This is a genomic window from Cobetia sp. 10Alg 146 (assembly GCF_029846385.1).
Classification (GTDB): Bacteria; Pseudomonadota; Gammaproteobacteria; order Pseudomonadales; family Halomonadaceae; genus Cobetia; species Cobetia marina.
In genome coordinates this window covers 68905-89700 of record NZ_JARWKT010000001.1, presented here as the reverse complement: position 1 = coordinate 89700, position 20796 = coordinate 68905, and the positions used below count along the sequence as shown (strand labels likewise).

Genomic DNA, 20796 nt, shown 5'->3' with positions numbered 1-20796 from the left:
AACGAAGTCAGAGCAAGATTCTATTGGTGAGGAAAAGGAGCTTATCCCCCATGGCATTTGAACTCCCGGCACTGCCGTACGAAAAGAACGCACTCGAGCCGACCATCTCCGCCGAGACCCTTGAGTACCATTACGGCAAGCATCACCAGGCCTACGTCACCAAGCTCAACAGCATGGTCGAAGGCACTGCGGACGCAGAGAAGTCTCTGGAAGACATCATCCAGAGCGCTCAGGGCGGCCTGTTCAACCAGGCAGCTCAGGTGTGGAACCACACCTTCTACTGGCACTGCCTGTCTCCGAACGGTGGTGGCGAGCCGACAGGCCCGCTGGCAGATGCCATCGTGGCCAAGTGGGGCTCCGTCGCTGACTTCAAGGAAGCCTTCAACACTTCCGCTGCCGGCAACTTCGGTTCCGGTTGGACCTGGCTGGTCAAGAACGCTCAGGGCGAGCTGGAAATCGTCAACACTGACGACGCAGACACCCCGATCGCCAAGGCAGGCCAGACCCCGCTGCTGACCGTCGACGTCTGGGAACACGCCTACTACGTCGACTACCGCAACGCGCGTCCGAAGTATCTGGAAAGCATCTGGAACATCATCAACTGGGACTTCGCTGCACAGAACTTCGCAGCCTGAGACACCCGGCATGAGTGATGGCACCTTCACTTCACTCTCACATCAGACGTCATGGATGATATGACCTGACAGTGACGTTCGAGTGAGAGGATGGTGCAAGGAAAGACCCCGCCAATCGGCGGGGTCTTTTGGTTTCTGGCTCCCCTATCGCCTGATGATCCTTTACGAAGCGCGCTTGCAGATGACATGCCGCCTCGCCATTTGCTAGCCTGCAAGGTAGAACATTCACTCTACTCTTCCGTCATCCCCAGAGAGAACGTCATGCCATCCGATACCACCTCCTCGTTACCCGACACCATGCTCGCCATCGTGACCACCGGCCACGGCGGCTATGAACGCCTCGAGGCGCAAGAACGGCCTGTCCCTGTGCCAGACAAGGGGGAAGTGCTGATCAAGGTACTGGCGGCTGGCATGAACAATACCGAGATCAATACGCGCCTTGGCTGGTATTCCTCCAGCATCACCACGGCCACGAACCAGGCCAGCAGCCAGCACGACACCTCGCCTGGCGAGACGACAATCGACAAGCCGGTCCCGCCTGAAGATGGCTGGAAAGGCGAGACGCCCTTCCCCCTGATCCAGGGAACCGACTGCTGTGGTGAAGTGGTCGCGCTCGGCGAAGGTGCCGACACAGCGCTGCTCGGCAAGCGCGTACTGGTGCGGGCCTGCATGCGCAGTGCAGGCTGGGAGTCATTGGAAAACGAATGGATGGGCTCTGACTTCGATGGCGCCTTCGCGCAATTCGTCAGTATCCGGGCCAGTGACGTCTTCCCGGTCGAATGTGACTGGAGCGACGTGGAACTGGGCTCACTGCCCTGCGCCTATGGCACAGCGGAGAACATGCTAGAACAGGCCGAGCTCACGTCCGGCGAACGTGTACTGGTCACCGGCGCGTCAGGCGGCGTCGGCTCCGCCACCCTGCAACTGGCCAAGCGACGTGGCGCCATCGTCTATGCAGTGGCAGGCGCTTCCAAGCATGAGGCCCTGCGCACGCTGGGGGTCGACAGACTGTTTGATCGCCATGCGGACCTGGTCGCCGAACTCGGGCAGGAATCCGTCGATCTGGTGGTCGACAATGTCGCCGGCGATGCCTTCCCGGTGATGCTCAAGCTGTTGTCACGTGGAGGCCGGCTGGTGACCACCGGCGCCATCGCCGGGCCCATGGTCACCCTGGACCTGCGTGATCTGTACCTCAAGAATCTCCGCCTGCTGGGCACCACCGCCTGGTGCAAGGCGACCTTCCCCAATCTCGTGCGCTACGTGGAGCGCGGGGAGATTCGCCCCTTGATCGCGGCGAGCTTCCCGCTGAAGGATATCGCCAAGGCCCAGAAGGCCTTCCTCGAGAAGACCCATGTCGGCAAGTTCGTGCTTGAGCCCTGGGCCTGATGAGCCACAGGAGTGACCAAGGAAAAGGCCCCATCCGTTGCCGGATGGGGCCTTTTTCATGCCAGGCGAATGTCATGCACATTCGTCAGGTGCCGAGACGGTGTCACGGCGTCGCGCGACGCCCGATGCCTCGGTAGGTCAGCCCCTGGCTGGCCACGTAGCTGGGGTCATAGATATTGCGACCGTCCAGCACCAGCTTCGCGCCCAGCTCACGCTTGAGACGCTGCCAGTCCGGATTCCAGTAGCACTTCCATTCGGTGACCAGCATCAGGGCGTCCGCCCCTTCGAGGGCGTCGTACATGTTGCCATCGACCAGCTCCAGCAAGGGGTGTGCGCCACAGGCCTCGCCCAACGCGGACAGCGCCGCCGGATCATGCACACGAACGCGCACGCCCTGAGCCCACAACGCCTCTAGCAGCGTCAACACCGGCGCATGGTCGATACGCGCCGTGCCCGGTTTGAACGCCGCCCCCCAGATGGCGATGGTGCGACCGCGCAGCTCGCCATCGAAGTGCTGCCACAGCTTGCGGAACAGCGTCTCCTTCTTGGCCTCGTTGATGTCGAGAACATGCTCGAGCAGCAGCGATTCACGTCCGGTCTCATGCTGGACATCGGCCAGACGCATCAGGTCGCGCGAGAAGTTGGGACCACCGAAGCCACAGCCCGGATACAGATAGCCGAAGCCGATGCGCGGGTCGGCGCCCATGCCCTGGCGCACGTACTCGACGTCCACCTCGAGGGAATCCGCAAGCCCGGCGACTTCGTTCATGTAACTGATCCGGGTCGCCAACATGCCATTGATGGCCAGCTTGGTCAGCTCGGCGGCGCGGCGCGGCATGATCTGGAAGACATCTTCCCGACGATTGAAGGCGCGCAGAAGCTCCTGGACGCGACGTGTCGCTACCTCGGACTCGCTGCCCAGCAACCAGCGCGCGGGGCGCTCGAAGGTCGCCAGTGAGCGCCCCTCTTCCAGCATGTCCGGCAAGGCCACCGCATATTGATCATCCCGCGACAGCAGCGCCTCGAAACGCTCGGTGGTCCCGACAGGGAAGGTCGAATTGTTGACCAGCACCGTCGGCTCCGCGAGTGTCGCGACGACCTGCTCGATACGCGCCAGAGCACCCTCACGTTGATCCGGCGAGACGGCCACCCAGTGCACATCGATGCGACGCAGTGAACCAAGCCCCTTCACCAGCGTCAGATCGCCACGTTCGACGTGGCGGTCCAGCCGCTCTCGCAGGCCCGGCTCACTGTTCAGCCAGTCGACCCGGTCCAGTGACTCCCAGTCCATGTCTTCATGCGGCCACCACCAGACATTGTGGCCGACACTCGCCAAGGCGGCACTGGCCGTGGCAGCCGCCAGTTCGCTTCCGTGCACCAGCACCTGCATGGCTCATTTCTCCTGATAGCGGGTCATCAGCTCGCGGAAGCCTTCCCCGAATTTCGGGTGACGCTTGGCGAAGGAAATGGTGGCTTCCAGATAGCCCAGCTGATGGCCGCAGTCATAGGTATCACCGGCCATGCGATAGGCGGCGACCGCCTTGTCATCGCGCAGGGTATCGATGGCATCGGTCAGCTGGATCTCGCCACCGGCACCCGGCGGGGTATTCTCGAGCAACTCGAAGATGCGACCCGGCAGCAGGTAACGGCCGATCACCGCCAGAGTGGAGGGTTCGGTGCCCGGTGCCGGCTTCTCGACCATCCCGCTGATCATCGCGGACTTGCCTGCTTCCGGCGTCTCGCCATCGATGGCGACGATACCGTACTTGTAGGCCATCTCCTGGGGCACGTTCTCGACCATGATCTGGGCGGCATTGGTGGCTTCATAGGCCTCCATCATCCGCGCCAGGTCATTCTTCTCGAGACCTTCGCCGTCGACCAGCACGTCCGGCAACATCACCAGGAAAGGCTCGTCTCCGACGATGGGCTTGGCACACAGCACCGCATGGCCCAGCCCCAGCGGTTCCGGCTGACGCACGCTGATGATCTTGACGTCATCCGGAATGATGTGACGAAGTTCCTCGAGCAGCTCGAACTTGCCCTTGGCTTCCAGAGTCGTCTCGAGCTCGAAGTGCTTGTCGAAGTGGTTCTCGATGGCATTCTTGCTGGAATGGGTGACCAGGACGATTTCCTTGATACCCGCCGCAACCGCTTCTTCCACCACATACTGGATCACCGGCTTGTCGACGATGGTGATCATTTCCTTGGGGATGGCCTTGGAGGCCGGCAGGCAACGAGTTCCGAGACCTGCAACAGGCAATACAGCCTTGCGTATCATGAAGCGTCTTCCTTGTGTCTATGTCGTGGCAGATCGTGACGACTCTACCGAGTTACTGCCGCCCGGACGAGATGGCGACCGTCCTGAAATCTAGGCAGGGATTATGCCAGTTTGGCAAAAAAGTGCGAATTGACCGCAGATTTTCCACACTGGCCCATCAGATCGGCTGTCTGAGACGTCCATGACGGGCCAGTCCACGCGAAGCCTTCGCTCCGCGGACAGGGTGCCTTCTCAGCGACGCTGGGCGCGCCCCAACAGGGCGCCCACACTGTCGCTATCGGGCGACTCTACCACACCATGCTCGGTGACGATGGCATCAATATACTCATGCGGTGTGACATCGAAGACCGGATTGAAGACCTCGATCTCATCGGGAGCGATCCTGCGATTTCCTGCCTGACGCAGTTCATCGGCATCGCGAGTCTCGATGGGGATGGCGGCCCCACTGTCCAGACTGGCATCGAAGGTGGCAAGGGGCGCCACCACCATCACCTTGACGCCATGGGCACGCGCCTGGACCGCCAGGGAGAAGGTGCCGATCTTGTTGGCCGTGTCGCCATTGGCCGCGATGCGGTCCGCACCGACGATCAACCAGCGCACATCGTCATCGCCGTCCCTGGATTGCATGATCAGCGAGGCGGCCCCCTCCACGGCCAGTCGGGCGGGAATCTTTTCCTGCACCAGTTCCCAGGCGGTCAGTCGAGCCCCCTGCCACCAGGGGCGCGTCTCATTGACATGGACGCGGCTGATCAGCCCCTGAGCGTACGCCGTGCGAATCACGCCCAGGGCGGTACCGTGCCCCCCAGTCGCCAGCGCACCGGTATTGCAGTGCGTCATCACCTCACAGTGGGGGGTGTCGGCCGGCAGGGACGCGGCAATCACCTGCGCACCGAATTCCGCCATGCGCAGATTGTCCTCGAGATCCTGCTCATGAATGCGCACGGCTTCCCGCAACAGTGCCTCGTGGGGAGCAAGCTCACGCGTGGCGTGCGCAGCGATCGCCGTACGCATGCGATCCAGCGCCCAGAACAGATTGACCGCCGTCGGCCGAGAAGCCGCCAGAACCTCGCAGGCCGCTTCCAGACGCGCCCCCCAGGCACCGCCCTCATGTGCGGCGCGAACCGCCTCCAGTGCCACACCATAGGCGGCCGCGATGCCGATGGCCGGTGCACCACGCACTACCATGTCGGCAATGGCGCGAGCCACGCCGTCTGCATCCCGCAGTTCGATCTCTCGGGTCTCGCCCGGCAGCAGACGTTGATCCAGCAGTGCCAGTCGCGGCAAGGCATCTTCGTCGCTACCGGTGGCATTGTCTGACTGGGTCAGCCAGCGAATTGGAATCAGGCTCATGACACTTCCCTGTAGGCTCACGGACAAAGGGGTACGCACTGGAGTACACCGCGGCGCGATAATGGCTGAGGCCATCTGCAAGTTCCCGTCATGACGAGTTTTTTGCAGTTACCGCTGACCCGCGACGACAGGCGGATTAGAATGGAGGAATCGTGCCCGAGGGTGACGCGTCTGTACAGGGGCGTGCATGCTTGCGATGCACTTCCGTAACGGTAAGGATCCGATCATGAGCCATAGCGACGCCAAGCAAGATTCCACTGCCCCGGATCATCTGGGCAACGTCGATGCCAGCGAAATCGCCAAATTCTCCGCGCTCGCCAGCCGCTGGTGGGACCGCGACAGCGAGTTCAAGCCACTCCACGACATCAACCCGCTGCGCGTCGATTACATCGACACCCATGCCGGACTCGCGGGCAAGCGAGTCATTGATGTCGGCTGTGGCGGCGGCATCCTGTCCGAGGCCATGGCTCACCGTGGCGCCACCGTGACCGGGATCGACATGGGTGAAGCCCCGCTGTCAGTGGCACGCCTGCATCAGCTGGAATCCGGCGTGGAAGTCGATTATCGCCAGACCACCGCGGAAGCTGCCGCCGAGGAAATGGCGGGACAATTCGATGTCGTGACCTGTCTCGAGATGCTCGAGCATGTTCCTGACCCTTCCTCGGTGATCAACGCCTGCGCGCGACTGGTCAAGCCGGGAGGCAAGGTGTTCTTCTCGACCATCAACCGCAATCCCAAGGCGTACGCCTTCGCGATCATCGGTGCCGAATACCTGCTGCAGATGCTGCCACGCGGCACGCATGAGTACCGCAAGTTCATCCGCCCGGCTGAGCTTGGCCGCTGGACGCGTGAAGCGGGCCTCAAGATGGAGGGTTCCACCGGCATGACCTACAACCCGCTGACCCGGAAATATCGCCTCAACACCGCCGACCTCAGCGTCAACTATCTGATGCATACGCGCCGCCCGACGGAAGACGAACTCGCATGAGTCTGCCGGCCGCACTGCCCCGTCCCGCTGCGCTGATCTTCGATCTCGATGGCACCCTGGTGGACACTGCGCCGGACCTGGCGCGTGCGACCAACGAGCTGCGTAGCCATCATGCCTTGCCCGAATTGAGCTATGAGGTGATTCGCGCCGAGGTCTCGCATGGCGGAAGCGCCCTGGTGAGGCTGGCGCTGGGTCACGACATCGATCATCCCTCGCATGCCGAGGAGCGTACACGCCTGCTGGACTTCTATGCCCGTGATGTCGCGGCCCACAGCGAGCTGTTCCCGGGCTATGACGCCTTGATCGAGATCTGTCAGCGCAACGGCCTGCCCTGGGGGATCGTGACCAACAAGCCGCGTCAGTTCGCCGAGCCGCTGATCGAGTCCCTGGCGCTCACTCCGGGCTGTCTGCTGTGCGCCGATGACCTGCCCGTCAAGAAGCCCCATCCTGAGCCATTGTGGGAGGCGGCGCGCCTCCTCGGCGTCGAACCGTCACGATGCTGGTATCTCGGGGATCATGATCGCGACATGCAGGCGGCGCGCGCGGCGGGCATGCTGGCGGTCGCCGTGCGCTATGGCTACGTCCGCGACGGGGATGATGTGGACGCCTGGCCTGCCGATGTGTGGTTCGACACCTCGGAAGAAGTCATCAATGCCGCTCTGCGCGCAGCGGAACTGCGCTGACGCGGCGCGCGACACCCTGACGCCCTGCCAATGAAAACGCCGAAGGCCATGGCCGTCGGCGTTTTCATTGCAGGCAATCCTGTCAGTGACAACTTCTCACCATCAAGCGCTCGTCGCTGTTACCCGCTCGGACATCTCACGTCTTGGGCGGCTGGGCATCGAACATCTCGCCGGTGCGGCCACGACTCTCCGGGCCGATCAGCCACAGGTAGCTTGGCATGATGTCGGCTGGCGTACGCAGGGTATCCGGGTCTTCCGCCGGGAAGGCCGACTTGCGCATCGACGTTCGAGTCCCACCGGGATTGAGGGTATTCACGCGGACCTGACTGGTATTCTCGAGTTCCTGTGCCAAGAGCTGTGAAAAGCCTTCGGTGGCGAACTTCGAGACACTGTAGGCCCCCCAGAAAGCACGCCCCTTGCGGCCGACGCTGGAACTCGTCAGCACCACGGACGCATCCCGAGACGCTTTCAGCAGTGGCAGCAGCGCCTGCAACATCCAGATAGGCCCATTGATGTTGACCTGCATGACCTGCTCCCACAACGCCGGATCATACTGCTCGAACGGGGTGATCTTGCCCAGCAGACTGGCATTGTGCAGCACCCCATCGAGTCGCCCGAATTCCTTGTCGAGCGTTTCCGCCATCTGCTGGTAATCCTTGAGCGTGGCCCCTTCGAAGTTCAGCGGGTAGATCGCTGGCTGAGGAGCCCCCAATGCTTCGATCTCGTCATAGACTTCCTCGAGCTTGGCAATGGTGCGCCCCAGCAAGATGACGGTCGCGCCATGCCTGGCATAGTCAATGGCTGCTTCACGACCGATGCCCGAGCCTGCACCAGTCACGAGAATGATTCGCCCTTTCAGCAGATCCGCTGGTGCCTGATAATCGATCTTGCATTCCGCCATGAGGATATCCCGTCCTGAACGCTGGCCTTGCCGAGAGGCTGACCCGAAGGGCAAGGCCTGAGGTGTATCGATGACATGCGGGCGCATGTCAGAACGCACAAAGCCCGCCTTGTCAGTCAACAAGTGCGGGCTTTGTCATCATCATCTGGCGTCATGCGCCAGAGGCGAGGAAATCCTTGGCCATTCCGCCGGCCTTGCTGTCGGGGTACTGGCGAACCAGTTCCTCGAGCAACTTGCGACTTTCCTGCGCCTTGCCCTGCCGCGCCTTGACCAGTCCCAGCTTGTACATCGCATCCGGCACCTTGCTGGATTGCGAGAACTCACTGATGACAGTATCAAAGGCCTGGGCAGAAGCATCCAGTTGATTCTTCGCGGAATACAATTCCCCCAACCAATAATGGGCATTGGCCGCGAGATTGGAATCCCCGTGATCCACCACGAAGGATTCAAAGGCATCGATCGCTCCGTCGAAATCACGCGACTGCACCTTGGCAAAGGCGTTCTCGTAATCCTTCTGGGCATCTCCTCCACTGGAGGCATTGGCGCTGCTGGCATTGCTGCCCGCACCACCACTGACCGCGGCTGCGGTCTGCGCATCGACCTCCTGACCGTTCTCACCGGCTGGACTTGTTCCCGAAACACGTTGCTCCAGGTCCAGGTACCGTTGCTGCGACATCTCGGTGAGTCGCTTGAACTGATATTCCAGTTCATCGACACGCCCGCGCAGCCGCGCAATTTCCTGGGCCTGCTCATCAAGCTGGTTGAGAAGGGTCAGGGTGCCGCCACCACTCAAGCGAGTGTTGGCCTGCTGATAAAGCGAGTTGGACTGTACGGTAAGGTCTTCCACTGCGGGTGCGGCTGCAACTGACAACGGAAGCGCCAGGGCTCCCACACCGCACAACCATTTCAGGCTGTCTTTCATGCTGTCGGCTCCGCCGAATCATCATGTTGCCGTGCGAGAAGGCCCGAGCCTCAAGGTTGCCCTTGGGACTCAGGCCTGCTCAACACAAGTTTCAAGCGTCTCTGTTATCCCGCAGGGACCTCAGAGAGATTGCCGAACTCAGTAGTCGAAGACCACACGACGGTTCTTGGCATAGGAAGATTCGCCGTGACCTTGAACGGCCGGACGCTCTTCACCGTAGGAGACGATCTCGATCTGGGACGGAGACACACCCTGAACAGTCAGGAAGCGTGCGACAGACTTGGCACGACGCTCGCCCAGACCCAGGTTGTATTCACGAGTACCGCGCTCATCAGCGTGGCCTTCCAGAACGACGTTGGCGCTGGTGTTGGCCTTCAGGTACTGGGCGTGGCCCATCAGGACGCTTTCGAATTCAGGACGGATGGTGTCCTTGTCGAATGCGAAGTAGATGGTACGCACGTCAGGCATGGAAGCGTTGCTCATCTGGTTGCCGTTGGTGTTGGCACCAGAGTTCATGCCGGCAGTGTTGGCACCGCTGTTGGCTGAATCCATGTCGCCGTCCTGGGCGCCACCGCTGCTGGAACAACCGGCCATGACGCTCAGGGACAGGGCAACCAACAGACCTTTTGCATACGGGGTGAACTGCATTGTAAAACTCCTTGCTCTAATGAAAACGAATGCCAAGCCTTTCTTTGTGACTCGGATGCATTCTAGTGGTTTAGTTCAGGAACGGCGACCACGCAGGTTCACGCACTTCGCCTTGTGGTGACGGCAGGGAAAATTGTGCTCTTCCGTCTGCCGAGACCTCGCCCAGGACCCCACGGGTTCCTTGCTGAGTGGCATATATCACCATAGTGCCATTCGGTGCAACACTTGGAGATTCATCCCACTGAGTATCCGTGAGGGATGTCACTCGACCACTCTTCAGATCCTGCTTGGCAACCTGATAACCATTGCCCGAGCGATTGATCATGAACAGGGTTTCCCCATCGGGCGACACACGCCCACGGGAATTGTAGTTTCCGGTAAACGTCACGCGTTCAGTACCACCGGAAAGATCAAGACGATAGATCTGCGGCGAGCCGGCACGATCAGACGTGAAGACCATGCCACTGCCATCCGGCAGCCAGTCCGGCTCGGTATCGATCGCAGGATTGTTGGTCAGACGTTGGAATTTGCGTGACGCGATATCCATCACATAAATCTCGGGCTGACCATCCTTTGACAATGCCATCGCCAACTTGCGGCCATCCGGAGACCAGGCCGGAGCACCATTGATGCCACGGAAACCGGTCAGTTTGGCACGACGACCACTTCCCAGCTCCTGAACATAAATCGCAGGCCGTTCTGATTCGAAACTCACGTACGCCAGTTTCTTTCCATCCGGCGACCATGCAGGAGACATGATCGGTTCATCGGATGCAAGAATCTCCTGACTACCATGGCCATCCGAGTCGGCAACATACAGTGCGAAACGAATGTTGTCACCCACGCCATTGGCGGTAATGTAGGCGATTTTTGTCGAGAAAGCACCGCGAATTCCAGTGATTTCCTCAAATATTTCATCACTCATGTAATGGGCGCGCGAACGCAACTGGCCATCACTGCCCGTGATGACTTCTCCCAGCATGCGCTTGTTCCCGAGCACATCCATCAGCTCGTATTGAATGCTGTAGCCACCGCTGCTCGCATTCTTGACCTGCCCGACCACCAGATAGCTGGCGCCGAGACGCTTCCAGTCATTGACGAAGACATCCTGGGTAGTCCCCGGCAGCGCGATCAGGTTGTCACGCTTGATCGGCTCGAATTGGCCGCTGCGCGCCAGATCATCCGAGATGATACGGGCCAGATCCTGAGGGAGACTTCCCCCCGTCAGGTTCTCGAACGGCACCACGGCGATCGGCGTCGCGCTGTCATTGCCCTTGGTGATCTCGATGGTCAGGTCCGCTCGCGCCATGCTGGTCACGACCAGCATGGCGGCTGCCACCATCCATGTAGTCAATCGTCTCATCGGCCCAGGTCCTCTGGATTGAACTTAAGATTGAAGTTACGGAACTGGCTCTTGGCTGAAGCCGGCAAGTCCTGCATCTCGGTAAACGGTGCCGCCTTCTGAAGCGCCTGGATCGCCGAGCGATCGAAAGCGGCATTGCCACTGCTCTTGCTCACTGCCGCCGATACCAGCTCACCCGTCGGAAGCAATGAGACGCGCAGGATCACGACCATACCGGAAGTCGCACCCGAGGGCCGGTTCCAGTTCTGCCCGACATACTTCTTGAGCAGACTCTCAAAGCCATTGGCCGCCTGTGCGGCCTGCTTGGCGCCACTGATGGCGTCACTTTCGCTGTCGATCAGACTATCCAGTGACCCGGCTGATGCCTGTGCTGCCTTCTCGGCAAGCGCTTTCTGGCGCGCGGCCTCCGCGGCTGCCTTCTTGCGAGCCTCTTCCGCTGCCTTTTCCTTGGCCGCCTTTTCCTTCGCCGCTTTCTCGGCGGCTGCCTTGGCTGCCTTTTCCTTTTCAGCCTGCGCCTTGGCCTTGGCCGCCTTTTCAGCCTCTGCCTTGGCCTTCGCGGCTTTTTCCGCCTCGGCTTTCTTGCGCGCTTCCTCGGCTGCCTTTTCCTTGGCAGCCTTCTCCGCTTCCGCCTTGGCCTTGGCCGCCTTTTCGGCTTCCGCCTTCTTCAAGGCGTCTGCCTTGGCCTGTTTTTCAGCTTCAGCCTTCTTGCGCTCAAGCGCAATCGCCTTGGCTTCTTCCGCCCGACGCGCTGCATCTGCCTTGGCCTTGTCTGCCGCCTCGGCAGCCGCTTTCTGTTCCGCCTTCAACTGCTCAGCCGCCTTGGCCTGTGCCGCCTTCTCCTGCTCGGCAGCCTTGGCCTGCTCTGCCTTGAGCTGCGCGGCTTTCTCGCGCGCAGCACTCTTCTGCTGTTCTGCAGCGCGCTCCGCTTCCCGGGAGGCCTCCTCCTTGGCGCTCTGACGCTCATCGGCCTCTTCGGCGGCATCCCGCGCCTTGCTGGCCTTGGCCTGCTGGGGCTGATTGGTCGTCGTTTCGGTGCTGACCAGCGTCGCGTTGACGATGGTCGTGCTGCTCTGATCCGGCTCGGACTCAGGCCAGCTCACCAAGGTCAGTACCAGGATGACCACATGCAGACCCACGGCCAGCACGACGGGTAATCCATAGCCTGCCCGCTTTTCGATTTCCGGCTGACTCATCAATCAGCCCTCGTTCGGCGGTTCTGAAATCAGCCCGACATTGGGAACGCCCGCCCCCTGAAGAGTGCTCATCAGCCCCATCACATCACCATATGGCGCTGTCTTGGCGCCTTTGACCAGCACGGGTGTCTTGGGCTTTTCCGACACGATGGCGGCCACCTTGCTGCCCAGGTCATCCAGGGCGACGGGAGTCCGCTTGTCCTGATCAGAGCCCAGATCGATGTAGTAGTTGCCGCTGTCATCCAGCGAGACGATCAGCGGTGTCACGTCATCAGGATTGTCGATGGGCTTGGAGGTGACCTTGGGCAGTTCGACCTGTACCCCCTGGGTCATCATCGGCGCGGTGATCATGAAGATGACCAGCAGCACCAGCATGACATCGATGAAGGGCACCACATTGATTTCAGAGGACAGCTTGCGCTTGTGCCCCCGGCTGTAAGGTCCTTTCATGCTCGACTCTCCTTTCAGGCGTCGTTGCTGCCACGGCCGTGCAGATTGCGATGCAGAATCGAGTGAAGCTCTTCGGCGAAGTCTTCATAACGGCCCAGCAGCTGATCGGCACGGCTGGCCAGACGGTTATAGAAGATGACTGCCGGAATCGCGGCAAAAAGCCCCATGGCGGTGGCGACCAGCGCTTCTGCAATCCAGGGAGCGACAGTGGTCAGAGTGGCCTGCTGTGCAGTCCCCAGTGCCTGGAAAGAGCCCATGATGCCCCACACCGTCCCGAACAGACCCACATAGGGGCTTACGGAGCTGACGGTGGCAAGGAACGGAAGATGGATATTGAGACGTTCTTCCTCGCGTGACAGCGTGACACGCATGCTGCGCTGAACGCCGTCCATCACCGCATCGGCATTGCTGGACTTGGGCTTGAGACGACTGTACTCACGAAAGCCTGCACGGAAGACGCCTGCAGCACCCGGCGTCGCCTCTTCTTCACTGGGCAATTCACGGTAGAGGTGATTGAGATCCACTCCGGACCAGAAACGCTTTTCAAAGGCGGTATACGCCTGTTTCGCTCGTGACAATGCCATCCCCCGCTGGAAGATCACTACCCAGGAGGCGATGGAAGCCGCCAACAGCAGCAACATGACGGATTGCACCACCAGGCTGGCATTCGCGAACAGCGAAATGATCGACATCGAATCTTCCACGGAAATCCCTCTTTTACTTGGTTCAGTCAGTGCCGCCGGTGAGGCGACACCCTTAACATTCGTCCGACTCCGTCGCCTGACATCCGACCAGAAGGATGGCTGCAACAGCGTCTCACTCGTTCACGCCTTGACCACGGCGACTCTCGGTCAATCTGGTATCGGTGACTCAGACCTCAAGAGCGCTCAGCAATTCCACGGGCCATCGACGCGGACGCAATGTGCTGGCATCGACACAGGCAATCACCACCTCGGCATCACTCAACATCACCCCGTCCTTCATCACCTGTTGATGAAAGACAAGGCGCGCGCCACGCAATTCACCTGCCGTTGCCGTGACCTGAAGCAGATCATCCAGTCTCGCAGGACGATGATAGCGACTGGCCACACTGTGCACGACAAGCTGGATACCGCGCTCCAGAAGTGTCTGCTGGGAATAGCCACGTGCGCGCAGCCATTCACTGCGTGCACGCTCCATGAAGCGCAGGTAATTGACGTAATAGACGATGCCACCCGCATCGGTATCCTCGATATAGACCCGCACCGCATGATGAAAATCGCTCGTCTGCTCAGTCAACGTTTCCTCGCCGGGTCTGGATGTCTGCAGAGACGACATCATGCGTCTTCCTGCCCACCCGGCGTCAGACGCGCCTGGGTCTCACGCGGTGTGATGCCGAAATGCTGATAGGCGGAACTGGTCACCACGCGCCCACGCGCCGTTCGCATCATGAACCCCTGCTGAATCAGATAGGGCTCCAGCACATCCTCGATGGTATCGCGCTCCTCGCCGATGGCGGCCGCCAGCGAATCCACTCCGACGGGCCCGCCATCGAACTTCTCGATCATCGACAGCAGCAACCGGCGATCCATATGATCCAGCCCGTGGCTATCCACATTGAGCATGTTGAGCGCCTTGTCCGCGACATCCAGCGTCAGACGGCCATCGCCGCGCACCTCGGTAAAGTCACGCACCCGCCGCAAGAGCCGATTGGCGATACGCGGCGTCCCTCGCGAGCGTCGTGCGATCTCGCGTGCGCCATCCATCTCCACTTCCATGCCTGACAGCTTCGCGCTGCGCGAGACGATACCGGTCAGCGACTCGATATCGTAGAACTCGAGGCGCTGAACGATGCCGAAGCGATCTCGCAGGGGCGCGGTCAACAGCCCAGCCCGGGTCGTCGCCCCCACCAGAGTGAATCGTGGCAATTCCAGCTTGATCGAGCGGGCAGCCGGGCCCTCACCGATCATGATATCCAGCTGATAGTCCTCCATCGCGGGATACAGCACTTCCTCGACCGCCGGTGACAGCCGATGGATCTCATCGATGAACAGTACATCGCCTTCCTGGAGATTCGTCAGCATGGCGGCCAGGTCACCTGCCCGCTCCAGAACCGGTCCGGACGTCGACTTGATGTCCACGCTCATCTCACTGGCAATGATGTGTGCCAGAGTGGTCTTGCCAAGTCCCGGGGGCCCGAATACCAGGGTGTGATCCAGGCTATCGCCACGACCGCGAGCGGCACTGATGAAGATTTCCATCTGCTCGCGCACGATCGGCTGACCGATATACTCATTCAGCGTTCGCGGCCGATTGGCGCGATCGATCCGTTCTTCCGGATCATGCGTGGCCGCGGAGATCAGTCGATCCGACTCCATCATGATGCTTGCTCAACTCCTGATGACTCATGCTGCAGACATGAATCATGTGGCGAGAGGTGGTCTGACCGAGGCAGTGAAATGATCTTGCGCCAATGCAATCAAGCGCGCACTTTCTACCCCAGTCGCCGGCCATTCCCTAGTCAATAAATCCAATCAGATCGTGCCTATTCTGTCATTCACGCTATCAGGCACGAGACACGTGCGCTAGCTGGCCATCTTGCGGGCCAACGCCGCCTTGATGAGGGCTTCCGTGGAGGCACCTGTCTCGAGTCCCGAGAGCATCTTGGCCGCCTCGACCGGCTTGTAGCCCAGCGCGACCAGAGCGGCTTCGGCGTCGGCCAGGGGATGGGTAACCGGCGGCTGTGGCTGCGAAGCGCGCGCCATTTCCGACAGACCATCGTCCTGCGGAATCGTCCAATGCTTGAGCCGGTCGCGCATCTCGATGATCAGGCGGTCCGCCGTCTTCTTGCCGACGCCGGGCAAGCGAGTCAGTGCCCGACTGTCTTCGTCGTGCACGCAGCGAATGAAATCGGCCTGCTCCATTCCCGAGAGAATCGCCAGCGCCAGGCGCGGCCCGACCCCGGAAATCTTGATCAATTCCCGGAACAGACGACGCTCCGGCTCCTTGCCGAAGCCATAGAGCAACTGGGCGTCTTCACGCACGACCAGATGGGTGAACAGCTGACAGTCCTCCCCGACAGCCGGCAAACCCAGCAAGGTATTCATGGAGGCTTCAAGTTCATAGCCCACACCCTGTACATCGAGTACCAGATGAGGCGGCTGCTTTTCGAGCAAACGCCCGGTCAGACGTCCAATCATGTTTCGGGCTGTCCTTGAGTCTTCAGTGCCGCCTGCTCATCACATCAGGTGTCAGGCGGCACGGGTTGTTGCGATGCGGGCAAGCCTACCAAAGATAACGTGCAGGCGGCATGTCCGAGTGTCACGACGATTTTGTCGCATGAATCTGACAGTCACTTGTTGCCATGAGGCCAGATGCAGGCAGCATGCGGATGCCAGCAGAACGCAAGATGCTGCCTGACATCGTGAAAACAAGCCTACAAGTGACTGAAAAATTGGAATTTATTGATAACGATAGCGTATCTGGCGCAAGCGGGCTTGTCACTTCTCGCCTGTAGAGGCCGTCTTCGGCACACGCCGGAGTCTGCTCCCCACTCTCTTCAGCCCCTGACCAGACACTCTTCAGACCCTACGTGACCAGCAGACACCTCATTTGCCCGGCTCAAAGTCACGCCAGCTACTGCTGCGTCGTGCGCGGGTACTCTTGCGCCCTGCACCCGCCCCCAGGCCCAACGCCTCCAGCTGCGCGCTGCTCGGGGTCAGTCGCATGCGTGCAAAGCAATGTGTCAGCGCGATGGCCAGAGCATCCGCGGCATCCGCCTGAGGCGTTGCAGAGAGCTTGAGCGTATGGGTCACCATATGCTGGACCTGCGCCTTGTCTGCTGCACCCGATCCCGTGACAGCCTGCTTGATCTGTCGCGGCCCATACTCTGATACCGGCAGGCCGTGGTTCGCCGCACACACGATGGCTGCCCCACGTGCCTGACCGAGCTTGAGCGCGGAGTCGGCATTCTTGGACATGAAGACCTGCTCGATGGCGAACTCCGCCGGGCAATGCATGGCAATCACTTCACTGATACCGGCGTAGATCTGCGCCAACCGCTGGTCGAGGCTGACCTGGGACATGCGGATGCAACCACTGTCCACATAGCGGGGCTGAGCCGCCGAGACGTCCAGTACGCCGTAACCGGTCAGGCGTGACCCCGGATCAATGCCAAGAATGATCATGCCACCGCCTCACGTCTCACACTCATTGCCTCTCCACCCCTGTCGTCTTTCGTGCTTACTGTGTATATAACCAGCCACAATGCCACAAAAAAGGCGGTGCGACACTGTCATTGCCTGCATCATCTGCAGGTAACAGTCTCACACCGCCTTGCCGGGGGTCACTTGCCCGCTTGCGCGGGACTCCCCCTCTCCCGGGCGCTGATGGCGCCTGTCAGGAGAGGTTGATCACCCCGGGGTCATTCGCCTGGATCAGGCCTGACCGCCTTCCTCTTCAACCTTGACCTTCTGACGCAGACGGATGTTCAGCTCCTTGAGCTGCTCACCGCTGACTTCCCCCGGGGCGTCGGTCATCATGCAGCCAGCGCTCTGGGTCTTCGGGAAGGCGATGACTTCACGAATGGTCTTGGCGCCGGTCATCAGCATGACCAGACGATCGAGACCGAAGGCCAAACCACCATGGGGCGGCGCGCCGAACTTGAGCGCGTCGAGCAGGAAGCCGAACTTCTCTTCCGCTTCCTCCTCGCCGATGCCCAGCACTTCGAACACGGTACGCTGCATGGCCTGGTCGTGGATACGGATGGAACCGCCACCCAGCTCAGTGCCGTTGATGACCATGTCATAGGCGCGAGACAGTGCCGCTTCCGGATCGGCCTTGAGTTCTTCCGGGGTGCAGGACGGCGCGGTGAACGGGTGGTGCAGCGCGCTCAGGCGGCCGTTGGCATCGGCTTCGAACATCGGGAAGTCGACGACCCACAGCGGTGCCCATTCGCGGGTGTAGAGGTTGAGGTCTTCGCCCAGCTTGACGCGCAGCGCGCCGATGGCCTCGGCCACGATGTTGGCCTTGTCGGCGCCGAAGAACACGATGTCGCCATCGACGGCGCCACAGCGGTCCAGCACGTCATCCACGACGTCTTCCATGAACTTGACGATCGGCGACTGCAGACCCTCGATGCCCTTGGCACGCTCGTTGACCTTGATCCACGCCAGGCCCTTGGCACCGTAGATGCCGACGAACTTGGTGTAGGCGTCGATTTCCTTGCGTGACAGGCTGGCACCGCCCGGCACACGCAGCGCGGCGACACGGCCCTTGTCATCCTTGGCCGGGCCGGAGAAGACCTTGAAGTCCACACCGCTCATCAGGTCATCGACATCGACCAGCTCCAGCGGGATGCGCAGGTCCGGCTTGTCGGAACCGAAGCGCTGCATGGCTTCGGAATACGGCATGGTCGGGAAGTCGCCCAGCTCGACATCCAGCACTTCCTTGTAGAGACCACGGATCATGGTCTCGGTCATGCCCATGATGTCCTTCTCGTCGACGAAGCTGGCCTCGAGGTCGATCTGGGTGAATTCCGGCTGACGATCGGCGCGCAGATCCTCGTCACGGAAGCACTTGGCGATCTGGTAGTAACGATCGACACCGGCGACCATCAACAGCTGCTTGAACAGCTGCGGAGACTGCGGCAGCGCGAAGAAGCTGCCGGCATAGGTGCGGCTCGGCACCAGATAGTCACGTGCCCCTTCCGGCGTGGCACGCGTGAGAATCGGGGTTTCGATGTCGAGGAAGCCCAGGGCTTCCAGCTGGGCACGCACGCTGTGGGTGATGCGTGAACGCAGGCGCAGCTTGTCGATCATGTCCGGACGACGCAGGTCGACATAACGATACTTGAGGCGAACTTCCTCACCGACCTTGTTGTGGTCGTCCAGCTGGAACGGCGGCGTCTGTGCGGTGTTGAGCACTTCGACATCCTTGGCCAGCACTTCGATCATGCCTGTCGGCATGTTCGGGTTCTGGGTGCCTTCCGGGCGCATGCGAATACGGCCCTTGATGCGCAGGACGTACTCGCTGCGCGCCTTGTCGGCAGTGGCGAAGGCATCGACGGTGTCCGGATCGACGACGATCTGGGCGATACCGTCACGGTCGCGCATGTCGAGGAAGATGACGCCACCGTGGTCGCGACGGCGGTGCACCCACCCGCACAGAGTGACATCCTGATCGATCAGGGTCTCGTTCAGTTTGCCGCAATAGTGGCTGCGCATGTTGATTCCTTGTTGCTCAAATTCGTGATCGACGCACTGGTGCGCGTCTGTCTCAGAGGGCCTGACGCTGGAGATGCCTGCCACTCATGCATGACCTTGCACATGGATGGCAGGCATGACAGCTGGCCTGATGACGGGAGACATCAGGACGAGCTATCGCCACCTCCGGCCAGATTCTTCTTGCTGCCGGACTTGAAATCCGTTTCGTACCAGCCACTGCCCGCCAGACGGAAACCGGCGGCGGATACCAGCTTTTCCAGCTGGTCCGTCTTGCATTCCGGACATTCCGTCAGCGGCGCGGCGCTGATCTTCTGCAACTTGTCCATCCGATGGCCACAGGCCTTGCAGTGGTATTCATAGATCGGCATGGTTTTTTCCTGACGATACTGGTCCCGAGCGCATGAATGCGAGTCGCGGACCATGACAATGTTATGCCTTGCGGCGCCCTTGCATCAGACGTGCCGGAGACATCAATATGAGTGACATCTCAAGCACAGCTTCGGAACGCGTACAATAAGGCCAGTTGAACGTCTTTCAAGTCAAAGCGAAAGGGCCACATTATAGCGTGCTCGGCCCCTTGCGGGGCAACACCTCGATAGATTCCCGGCAATGCGCCGTCATGCCCGGCCAGGGTCAGGCCTCATTCACTGCCGCCCGGCCGTCTCACGTCATGAGGACACCGATGTCTGATCCCCAACTCGCATCTGCAACTCCCCCTACTGCTGCCGCTGGTGCTGGCCCGCAGGCCGTGATGCTCGACATGGCATCACTTGGCGACGGCCTTGACTTCAGCCGCCTGAAGGACCGGGTCAATGGGCTTGTCTGCCATGATGCCACGTTGCCCGAGCAGGTCGTGGAGCGTCTGGAGGGTGCCGAGATCGTGCTGGTCAACAAGGTACGCCTGGAGGCGCAGCATCTGGAGGCCCTGCCGACATTGAAGCTGATCGCCGTCATGGCCACCGGCACCAACAACATCGACATGGAAGCGGCAAGGGCGCAAGGCATACGCGTCATGAACGTCGCGGCCTATGGCACCGCCTCTGTCGCACAGCACACCTGGATGTTGATGCTGGCACTGGCCGGACAACTGCCTGGCTACCAGGGAGATGTCGCGAGCGGTGAATGGCAGCGCAGCAATACCTTCTGCCTGATGGGCCGCCCCACCCTGCAACTGGCCGGCAAGCATCTGGTGATCGTCGGCAAGGGAGAGCTGGGGACTGCCGTGGGCAGGTTGGCAGAGGCGTTCGACATGCGCGTCACCTTCGCCGCGCGCCCGGGCAGTGAGTCGACGTCTCAACGACCGAGCCTGAAACACCTCCTGCCTGAAGCGGACGTCATCAGCCTGCACTGCCCACTGACGCCTGAGACACACCATCTGATCGACGAGCAGGCCCTGGCGTTGCTGAAGCCCGGTGCCCTGCTCATCAACTGTGCACGCGGTGGCATCATCGATGAAGAGGCTGCACTTGCCGCCTTGAAGCGTGGGCACCTCGGTGGACTGGCCGTCGACAGCCTGCCGGAGGAACCGCCCCGAGAAGGCCATGCCCTGCTCACAACGCTGGCTGACGGCCGCACGGCGTCTGAGGCCGGATGGAACCTCATCGTCACGCCCCACAATGCCTGGATCAGTCGTGAAGCGCGTCAGAACATACTGGATCTGAGTCTTGCCAATATCGAGGCCTATCTCGGCGAAAACGTCTGAGACATGGACGAGGGGGCTACATGGCGATGCCCGCCCGCTGACAGAGGCATGGATAGACACAAGAAGGGGCCAGATGCGCAAGGCATCTGGCCCC

The 20796-nt window shown here is 60.9% G+C and carries 21 protein-coding genes; 5 read left to right on the top strand and 16 right to left on the bottom strand.

All coding sequences use genetic code 11. The features are described from left to right. Window positions 1-50 precede the first annotated feature (50 nt). Together QD172_RS00355 and QD172_RS00350 are read left to right on the top strand one after the other, a co-directional pair. Window positions 51-635 carry a Fe-Mn family superoxide dismutase gene (locus QD172_RS00355; RefSeq protein ID WP_065392414.1) on the top strand — a complete coding sequence of 195 codons (585 nt, stop codon included), beginning with the start codon at window positions 51-53 and terminating at the stop codon, window positions 633-635. A 261-nt stretch (window positions 636-896) separates the two neighbouring features. Then, window positions 897-2021 (top strand): alcohol dehydrogenase family protein, encoded by a 1125-nt coding sequence (locus QD172_RS00350; protein ID WP_279854531.1) that lies wholly within the window; start codon window positions 897-899, stop codon window positions 2019-2021. Between the two features lie 103 nt (window positions 2022-2124). Here QD172_RS00350 and QD172_RS00345 read toward each other — a convergent pair whose 3' ends face one another. From QD172_RS00345 to mtnA, 3 genes are all read right to left on the bottom strand, one after another. Beyond that, entirely contained in the window at window positions 2125-3411 is a 1287-nt protein-coding gene (locus QD172_RS00345) for a nucleotide sugar dehydrogenase (RefSeq protein WP_141391654.1), read from the bottom strand. Between the two features lie 3 nt (window positions 3412-3414). Further along, window positions 3415-4299 carry a UTP--glucose-1-phosphate uridylyltransferase GalU gene (gene galU, locus QD172_RS00340; RefSeq protein ID WP_077376470.1) on the bottom strand — a complete coding sequence of 295 codons (885 nt, stop codon included), beginning with the start codon at window positions 4297-4299 and terminating at the stop codon, window positions 3415-3417. Window positions 4300-4530: 231 nt separating this feature from the next. Further along, window positions 4531-5649 carry an S-methyl-5-thioribose-1-phosphate isomerase gene (gene mtnA / locus QD172_RS00335; RefSeq protein ID WP_279854530.1) on the bottom strand — a complete coding sequence of 373 codons (1119 nt, stop codon included), beginning with the start codon at window positions 5647-5649 and terminating at the stop codon, window positions 4531-4533. 271 nt (window positions 5650-5920) lie between these two features. Between mtnA and ubiG the strand changes: the two genes are divergently transcribed. Continuing rightward, entirely contained in the window at window positions 5921-6637 is a 717-nt protein-coding gene (ubiG, locus tag QD172_RS00330; RefSeq protein WP_103751442.1) for a bifunctional 2-polyprenyl-6-hydroxyphenol methylase/3-demethylubiquinol 3-O-methyltransferase UbiG, read from the top strand. After that, complete coding sequence (locus tag QD172_RS00325; protein WP_084208694.1) at window positions 6634-7320, top strand: HAD-IA family hydrolase; 687 nt, start codon at window positions 6634-6636, stop codon at window positions 7318-7320. Before ubiG ends, QD172_RS00325 begins: the two co-directional genes overlap by 4 nt. A 136-nt stretch (window positions 7321-7456) precedes the next feature. On the opposite strand, the gene QD172_RS00320 is transcribed toward QD172_RS00325, so the two are convergent. The 13 genes from QD172_RS00320 to QD172_RS00260 all read right to left on the bottom strand — a co-directional run bounded on the left by QD172_RS00320 (window position 7457) and on the right by QD172_RS00260 (window position 19368). After that, window positions 7457-8221, bottom strand: a complete 765-nt coding sequence (locus QD172_RS00320) for a YciK family oxidoreductase (protein WP_279854529.1) — start codon at window positions 8219-8221, stop codon at window positions 7457-7459. A 151-nt stretch (window positions 8222-8372) separates the two neighbouring features. Beyond that, window positions 8373-9143 carry a tol-pal system protein YbgF gene (ybgF, locus tag QD172_RS00315; RefSeq protein WP_077376485.1) on the bottom strand — a complete coding sequence of 257 codons (771 nt, stop codon included), beginning with the start codon at window positions 9141-9143 and terminating at the stop codon, window positions 8373-8375. A gap of 138 nt (window positions 9144-9281) precedes the next feature. Next, the gene (gene pal / locus QD172_RS00310; RefSeq protein WP_065392600.1) at window positions 9282-9791 is read right to left on the bottom strand and encodes a peptidoglycan-associated lipoprotein Pal; all 510 of its coding nucleotides are present in this window, start codon (window positions 9789-9791) and stop codon (window positions 9282-9284) included. A 70-nt stretch (window positions 9792-9861) separates the two neighbouring features. After that, window positions 9862-11154 carry a Tol-Pal system beta propeller repeat protein TolB gene (tolB, locus tag QD172_RS00305; protein WP_279854528.1) on the bottom strand — a complete coding sequence of 431 codons (1293 nt, stop codon included), beginning with the start codon at window positions 11152-11154 and terminating at the stop codon, window positions 9862-9864. Beyond that, window positions 11151-12347, bottom strand: coding sequence for a cell envelope integrity protein TolA (gene tolA / locus QD172_RS00300; protein WP_279854527.1), 1197 nt, complete (start codon window positions 12345-12347; stop codon window positions 11151-11153). Before tolA ends, tolB begins: the two co-directional genes overlap by 4 nt. Before the next feature lie 3 nt (window positions 12348-12350). Further along, complete coding sequence (gene tolR / locus QD172_RS00295; protein ID WP_077376494.1) at window positions 12351-12797, bottom strand: protein TolR; 447 nt, start codon at window positions 12795-12797, stop codon at window positions 12351-12353. Window positions 12798-12811: 14 nt separating this feature from the next. Then, window positions 12812-13489 carry a protein TolQ gene (gene tolQ / locus QD172_RS00290; protein ID WP_077377369.1) on the bottom strand — a complete coding sequence of 226 codons (678 nt, stop codon included), beginning with the start codon at window positions 13487-13489 and terminating at the stop codon, window positions 12812-12814. A gap of 178 nt (window positions 13490-13667) precedes the next feature. Beyond that, complete coding sequence (gene ybgC / locus QD172_RS00285) at window positions 13668-14117, bottom strand: tol-pal system-associated acyl-CoA thioesterase (protein ID WP_279854526.1); 450 nt, start codon at window positions 14115-14117, stop codon at window positions 13668-13670. Beyond that, entirely contained in the window at window positions 14114-15157 is a 1044-nt protein-coding gene (gene ruvB / locus QD172_RS00280; RefSeq protein WP_077376500.1) for a Holliday junction branch migration DNA helicase RuvB, read from the bottom strand. The genes ybgC and ruvB overlap by 4 nt, the downstream gene beginning before the upstream one ends. 204 nt (window positions 15158-15361) lie before the next feature. Beyond that, window positions 15362-15976, bottom strand: coding sequence for a Holliday junction branch migration protein RuvA (gene ruvA / locus QD172_RS00275; protein WP_077376504.1), 615 nt, complete (start codon window positions 15974-15976; stop codon window positions 15362-15364). Window positions 15977-16384: 408 nt separating this feature from the next. Beyond that, on the bottom strand, window positions 16385-16963 hold the full coding sequence (gene ruvC / locus QD172_RS00270) for a crossover junction endodeoxyribonuclease RuvC (RefSeq protein WP_279854525.1): 579 nt from the start codon (window positions 16961-16963) through the stop codon (window positions 16385-16387). Between the two features lie 249 nt (window positions 16964-17212). Next, window positions 17213-19000, bottom strand: coding sequence for an aspartate--tRNA ligase (gene aspS / locus QD172_RS00265; protein ID WP_191236994.1), 1788 nt, complete (start codon window positions 18998-19000; stop codon window positions 17213-17215). A gap of 143 nt (window positions 19001-19143) precedes the next feature. Continuing rightward, complete coding sequence (locus QD172_RS00260) at window positions 19144-19368, bottom strand: zinc ribbon domain-containing protein (protein ID WP_136937831.1); 225 nt, start codon at window positions 19366-19368, stop codon at window positions 19144-19146. A 314-nt stretch (window positions 19369-19682) separates the two neighbouring features. Between QD172_RS00260 and QD172_RS00255 the strand changes: the two genes are divergently transcribed. Continuing rightward, window positions 19683-20702, top strand: coding sequence for a D-2-hydroxyacid dehydrogenase (locus QD172_RS00255; protein WP_279854524.1), 1020 nt, complete (start codon window positions 19683-19685; stop codon window positions 20700-20702). Window positions 20703-20796 lie beyond the last annotated feature (94 nt).

Excerpts from the sequence above, each read along its gene's own strand:
- QD172_RS00355 (WP_065392414.1), top strand. The coding sequence starts at position 51 with ATGGCATTTGAACTCCCGGCACTGCCGTACGAAAAGAACGCACTCGAG.
- QD172_RS00350 (WP_279854531.1), top strand. The coding sequence starts at position 897 with ATGCCATCCGATACCACCTCCTCGTTACCCGACACCATGCTCGCCATC.
- QD172_RS00345 (WP_141391654.1), bottom strand. The coding sequence starts at position 3,411 with ATGCAGGTGCTGGTGCACGGAAGCGAACTGGCGGCTGCCACGGCCAGT.
- galU (WP_077376470.1), bottom strand. The coding sequence starts at position 4,299 with ATGATACGCAAGGCTGTATTGCCTGTTGCAGGTCTCGGAACTCGTTGC.
- mtnA (WP_279854530.1), bottom strand. The coding sequence starts at position 5,649 with ATGAGCCTGATTCCAATTCGCTGGCTGACCCAGTCAGACAATGCCACC.
- QD172_RS00325 (WP_084208694.1), top strand. The coding sequence starts at position 6,634 with ATGAGTCTGCCGGCCGCACTGCCCCGTCCCGCTGCGCTGATCTTCGAT.
- QD172_RS00320 (WP_279854529.1), bottom strand. The coding sequence starts at position 8,221 with ATGGCGGAATGCAAGATCGATTATCAGGCACCAGCGGATCTGCTGAAA.
- ybgF (WP_077376485.1), bottom strand. The coding sequence starts at position 9,143 with ATGAAAGACAGCCTGAAATGGTTGTGCGGTGTGGGAGCCCTGGCGCTT.
- pal (WP_065392600.1), bottom strand. The coding sequence starts at position 9,791 with ATGCAGTTCACCCCGTATGCAAAAGGTCTGTTGGTTGCCCTGTCCCTG.
- tolB (WP_279854528.1), bottom strand. The coding sequence starts at position 11,154 with ATGAGACGATTGACTACATGGATGGTGGCAGCCGCCATGCTGGTCGTG.
- tolA (WP_279854527.1), bottom strand. The coding sequence starts at position 12,347 with ATGAGTCAGCCGGAAATCGAAAAGCGGGCAGGCTATGGATTACCCGTC.
- tolR (WP_077376494.1), bottom strand. The coding sequence starts at position 12,797 with ATGAAAGGACCTTACAGCCGGGGGCACAAGCGCAAGCTGTCCTCTGAA.
- tolQ (WP_077377369.1), bottom strand. The coding sequence starts at position 13,489 with ATGTCGATCATTTCGCTGTTCGCGAATGCCAGCCTGGTGGTGCAATCC.
- ybgC (WP_279854526.1), bottom strand. The coding sequence starts at position 14,117 with ATGATGTCGTCTCTGCAGACATCCAGACCCGGCGAGGAAACGTTGACT.
- ruvB (WP_077376500.1), bottom strand. The coding sequence starts at position 15,157 with ATGATGGAGTCGGATCGACTGATCTCCGCGGCCACGCATGATCCGGAA.
- ruvA (WP_077376504.1), bottom strand. The coding sequence starts at position 15,976 with ATGATTGGACGTCTGACCGGGCGTTTGCTCGAAAAGCAGCCGCCTCAT.
- ruvC (WP_279854525.1), bottom strand. The coding sequence starts at position 16,963 with ATGATCATTCTTGGCATTGATCCGGGGTCACGCCTGACCGGTTACGGC.
- aspS (WP_191236994.1), bottom strand. The coding sequence starts at position 19,000 with ATGCGCAGCCACTATTGCGGCAAACTGAACGAGACCCTGATCGATCAG.
- QD172_RS00260 (WP_136937831.1), bottom strand. The coding sequence starts at position 19,368 with ATGCCGATCTATGAATACCACTGCAAGGCCTGTGGCCATCGGATGGAC.
- QD172_RS00255 (WP_279854524.1), top strand. The coding sequence starts at position 19,683 with ATGTCTGATCCCCAACTCGCATCTGCAACTCCCCCTACTGCTGCCGCT.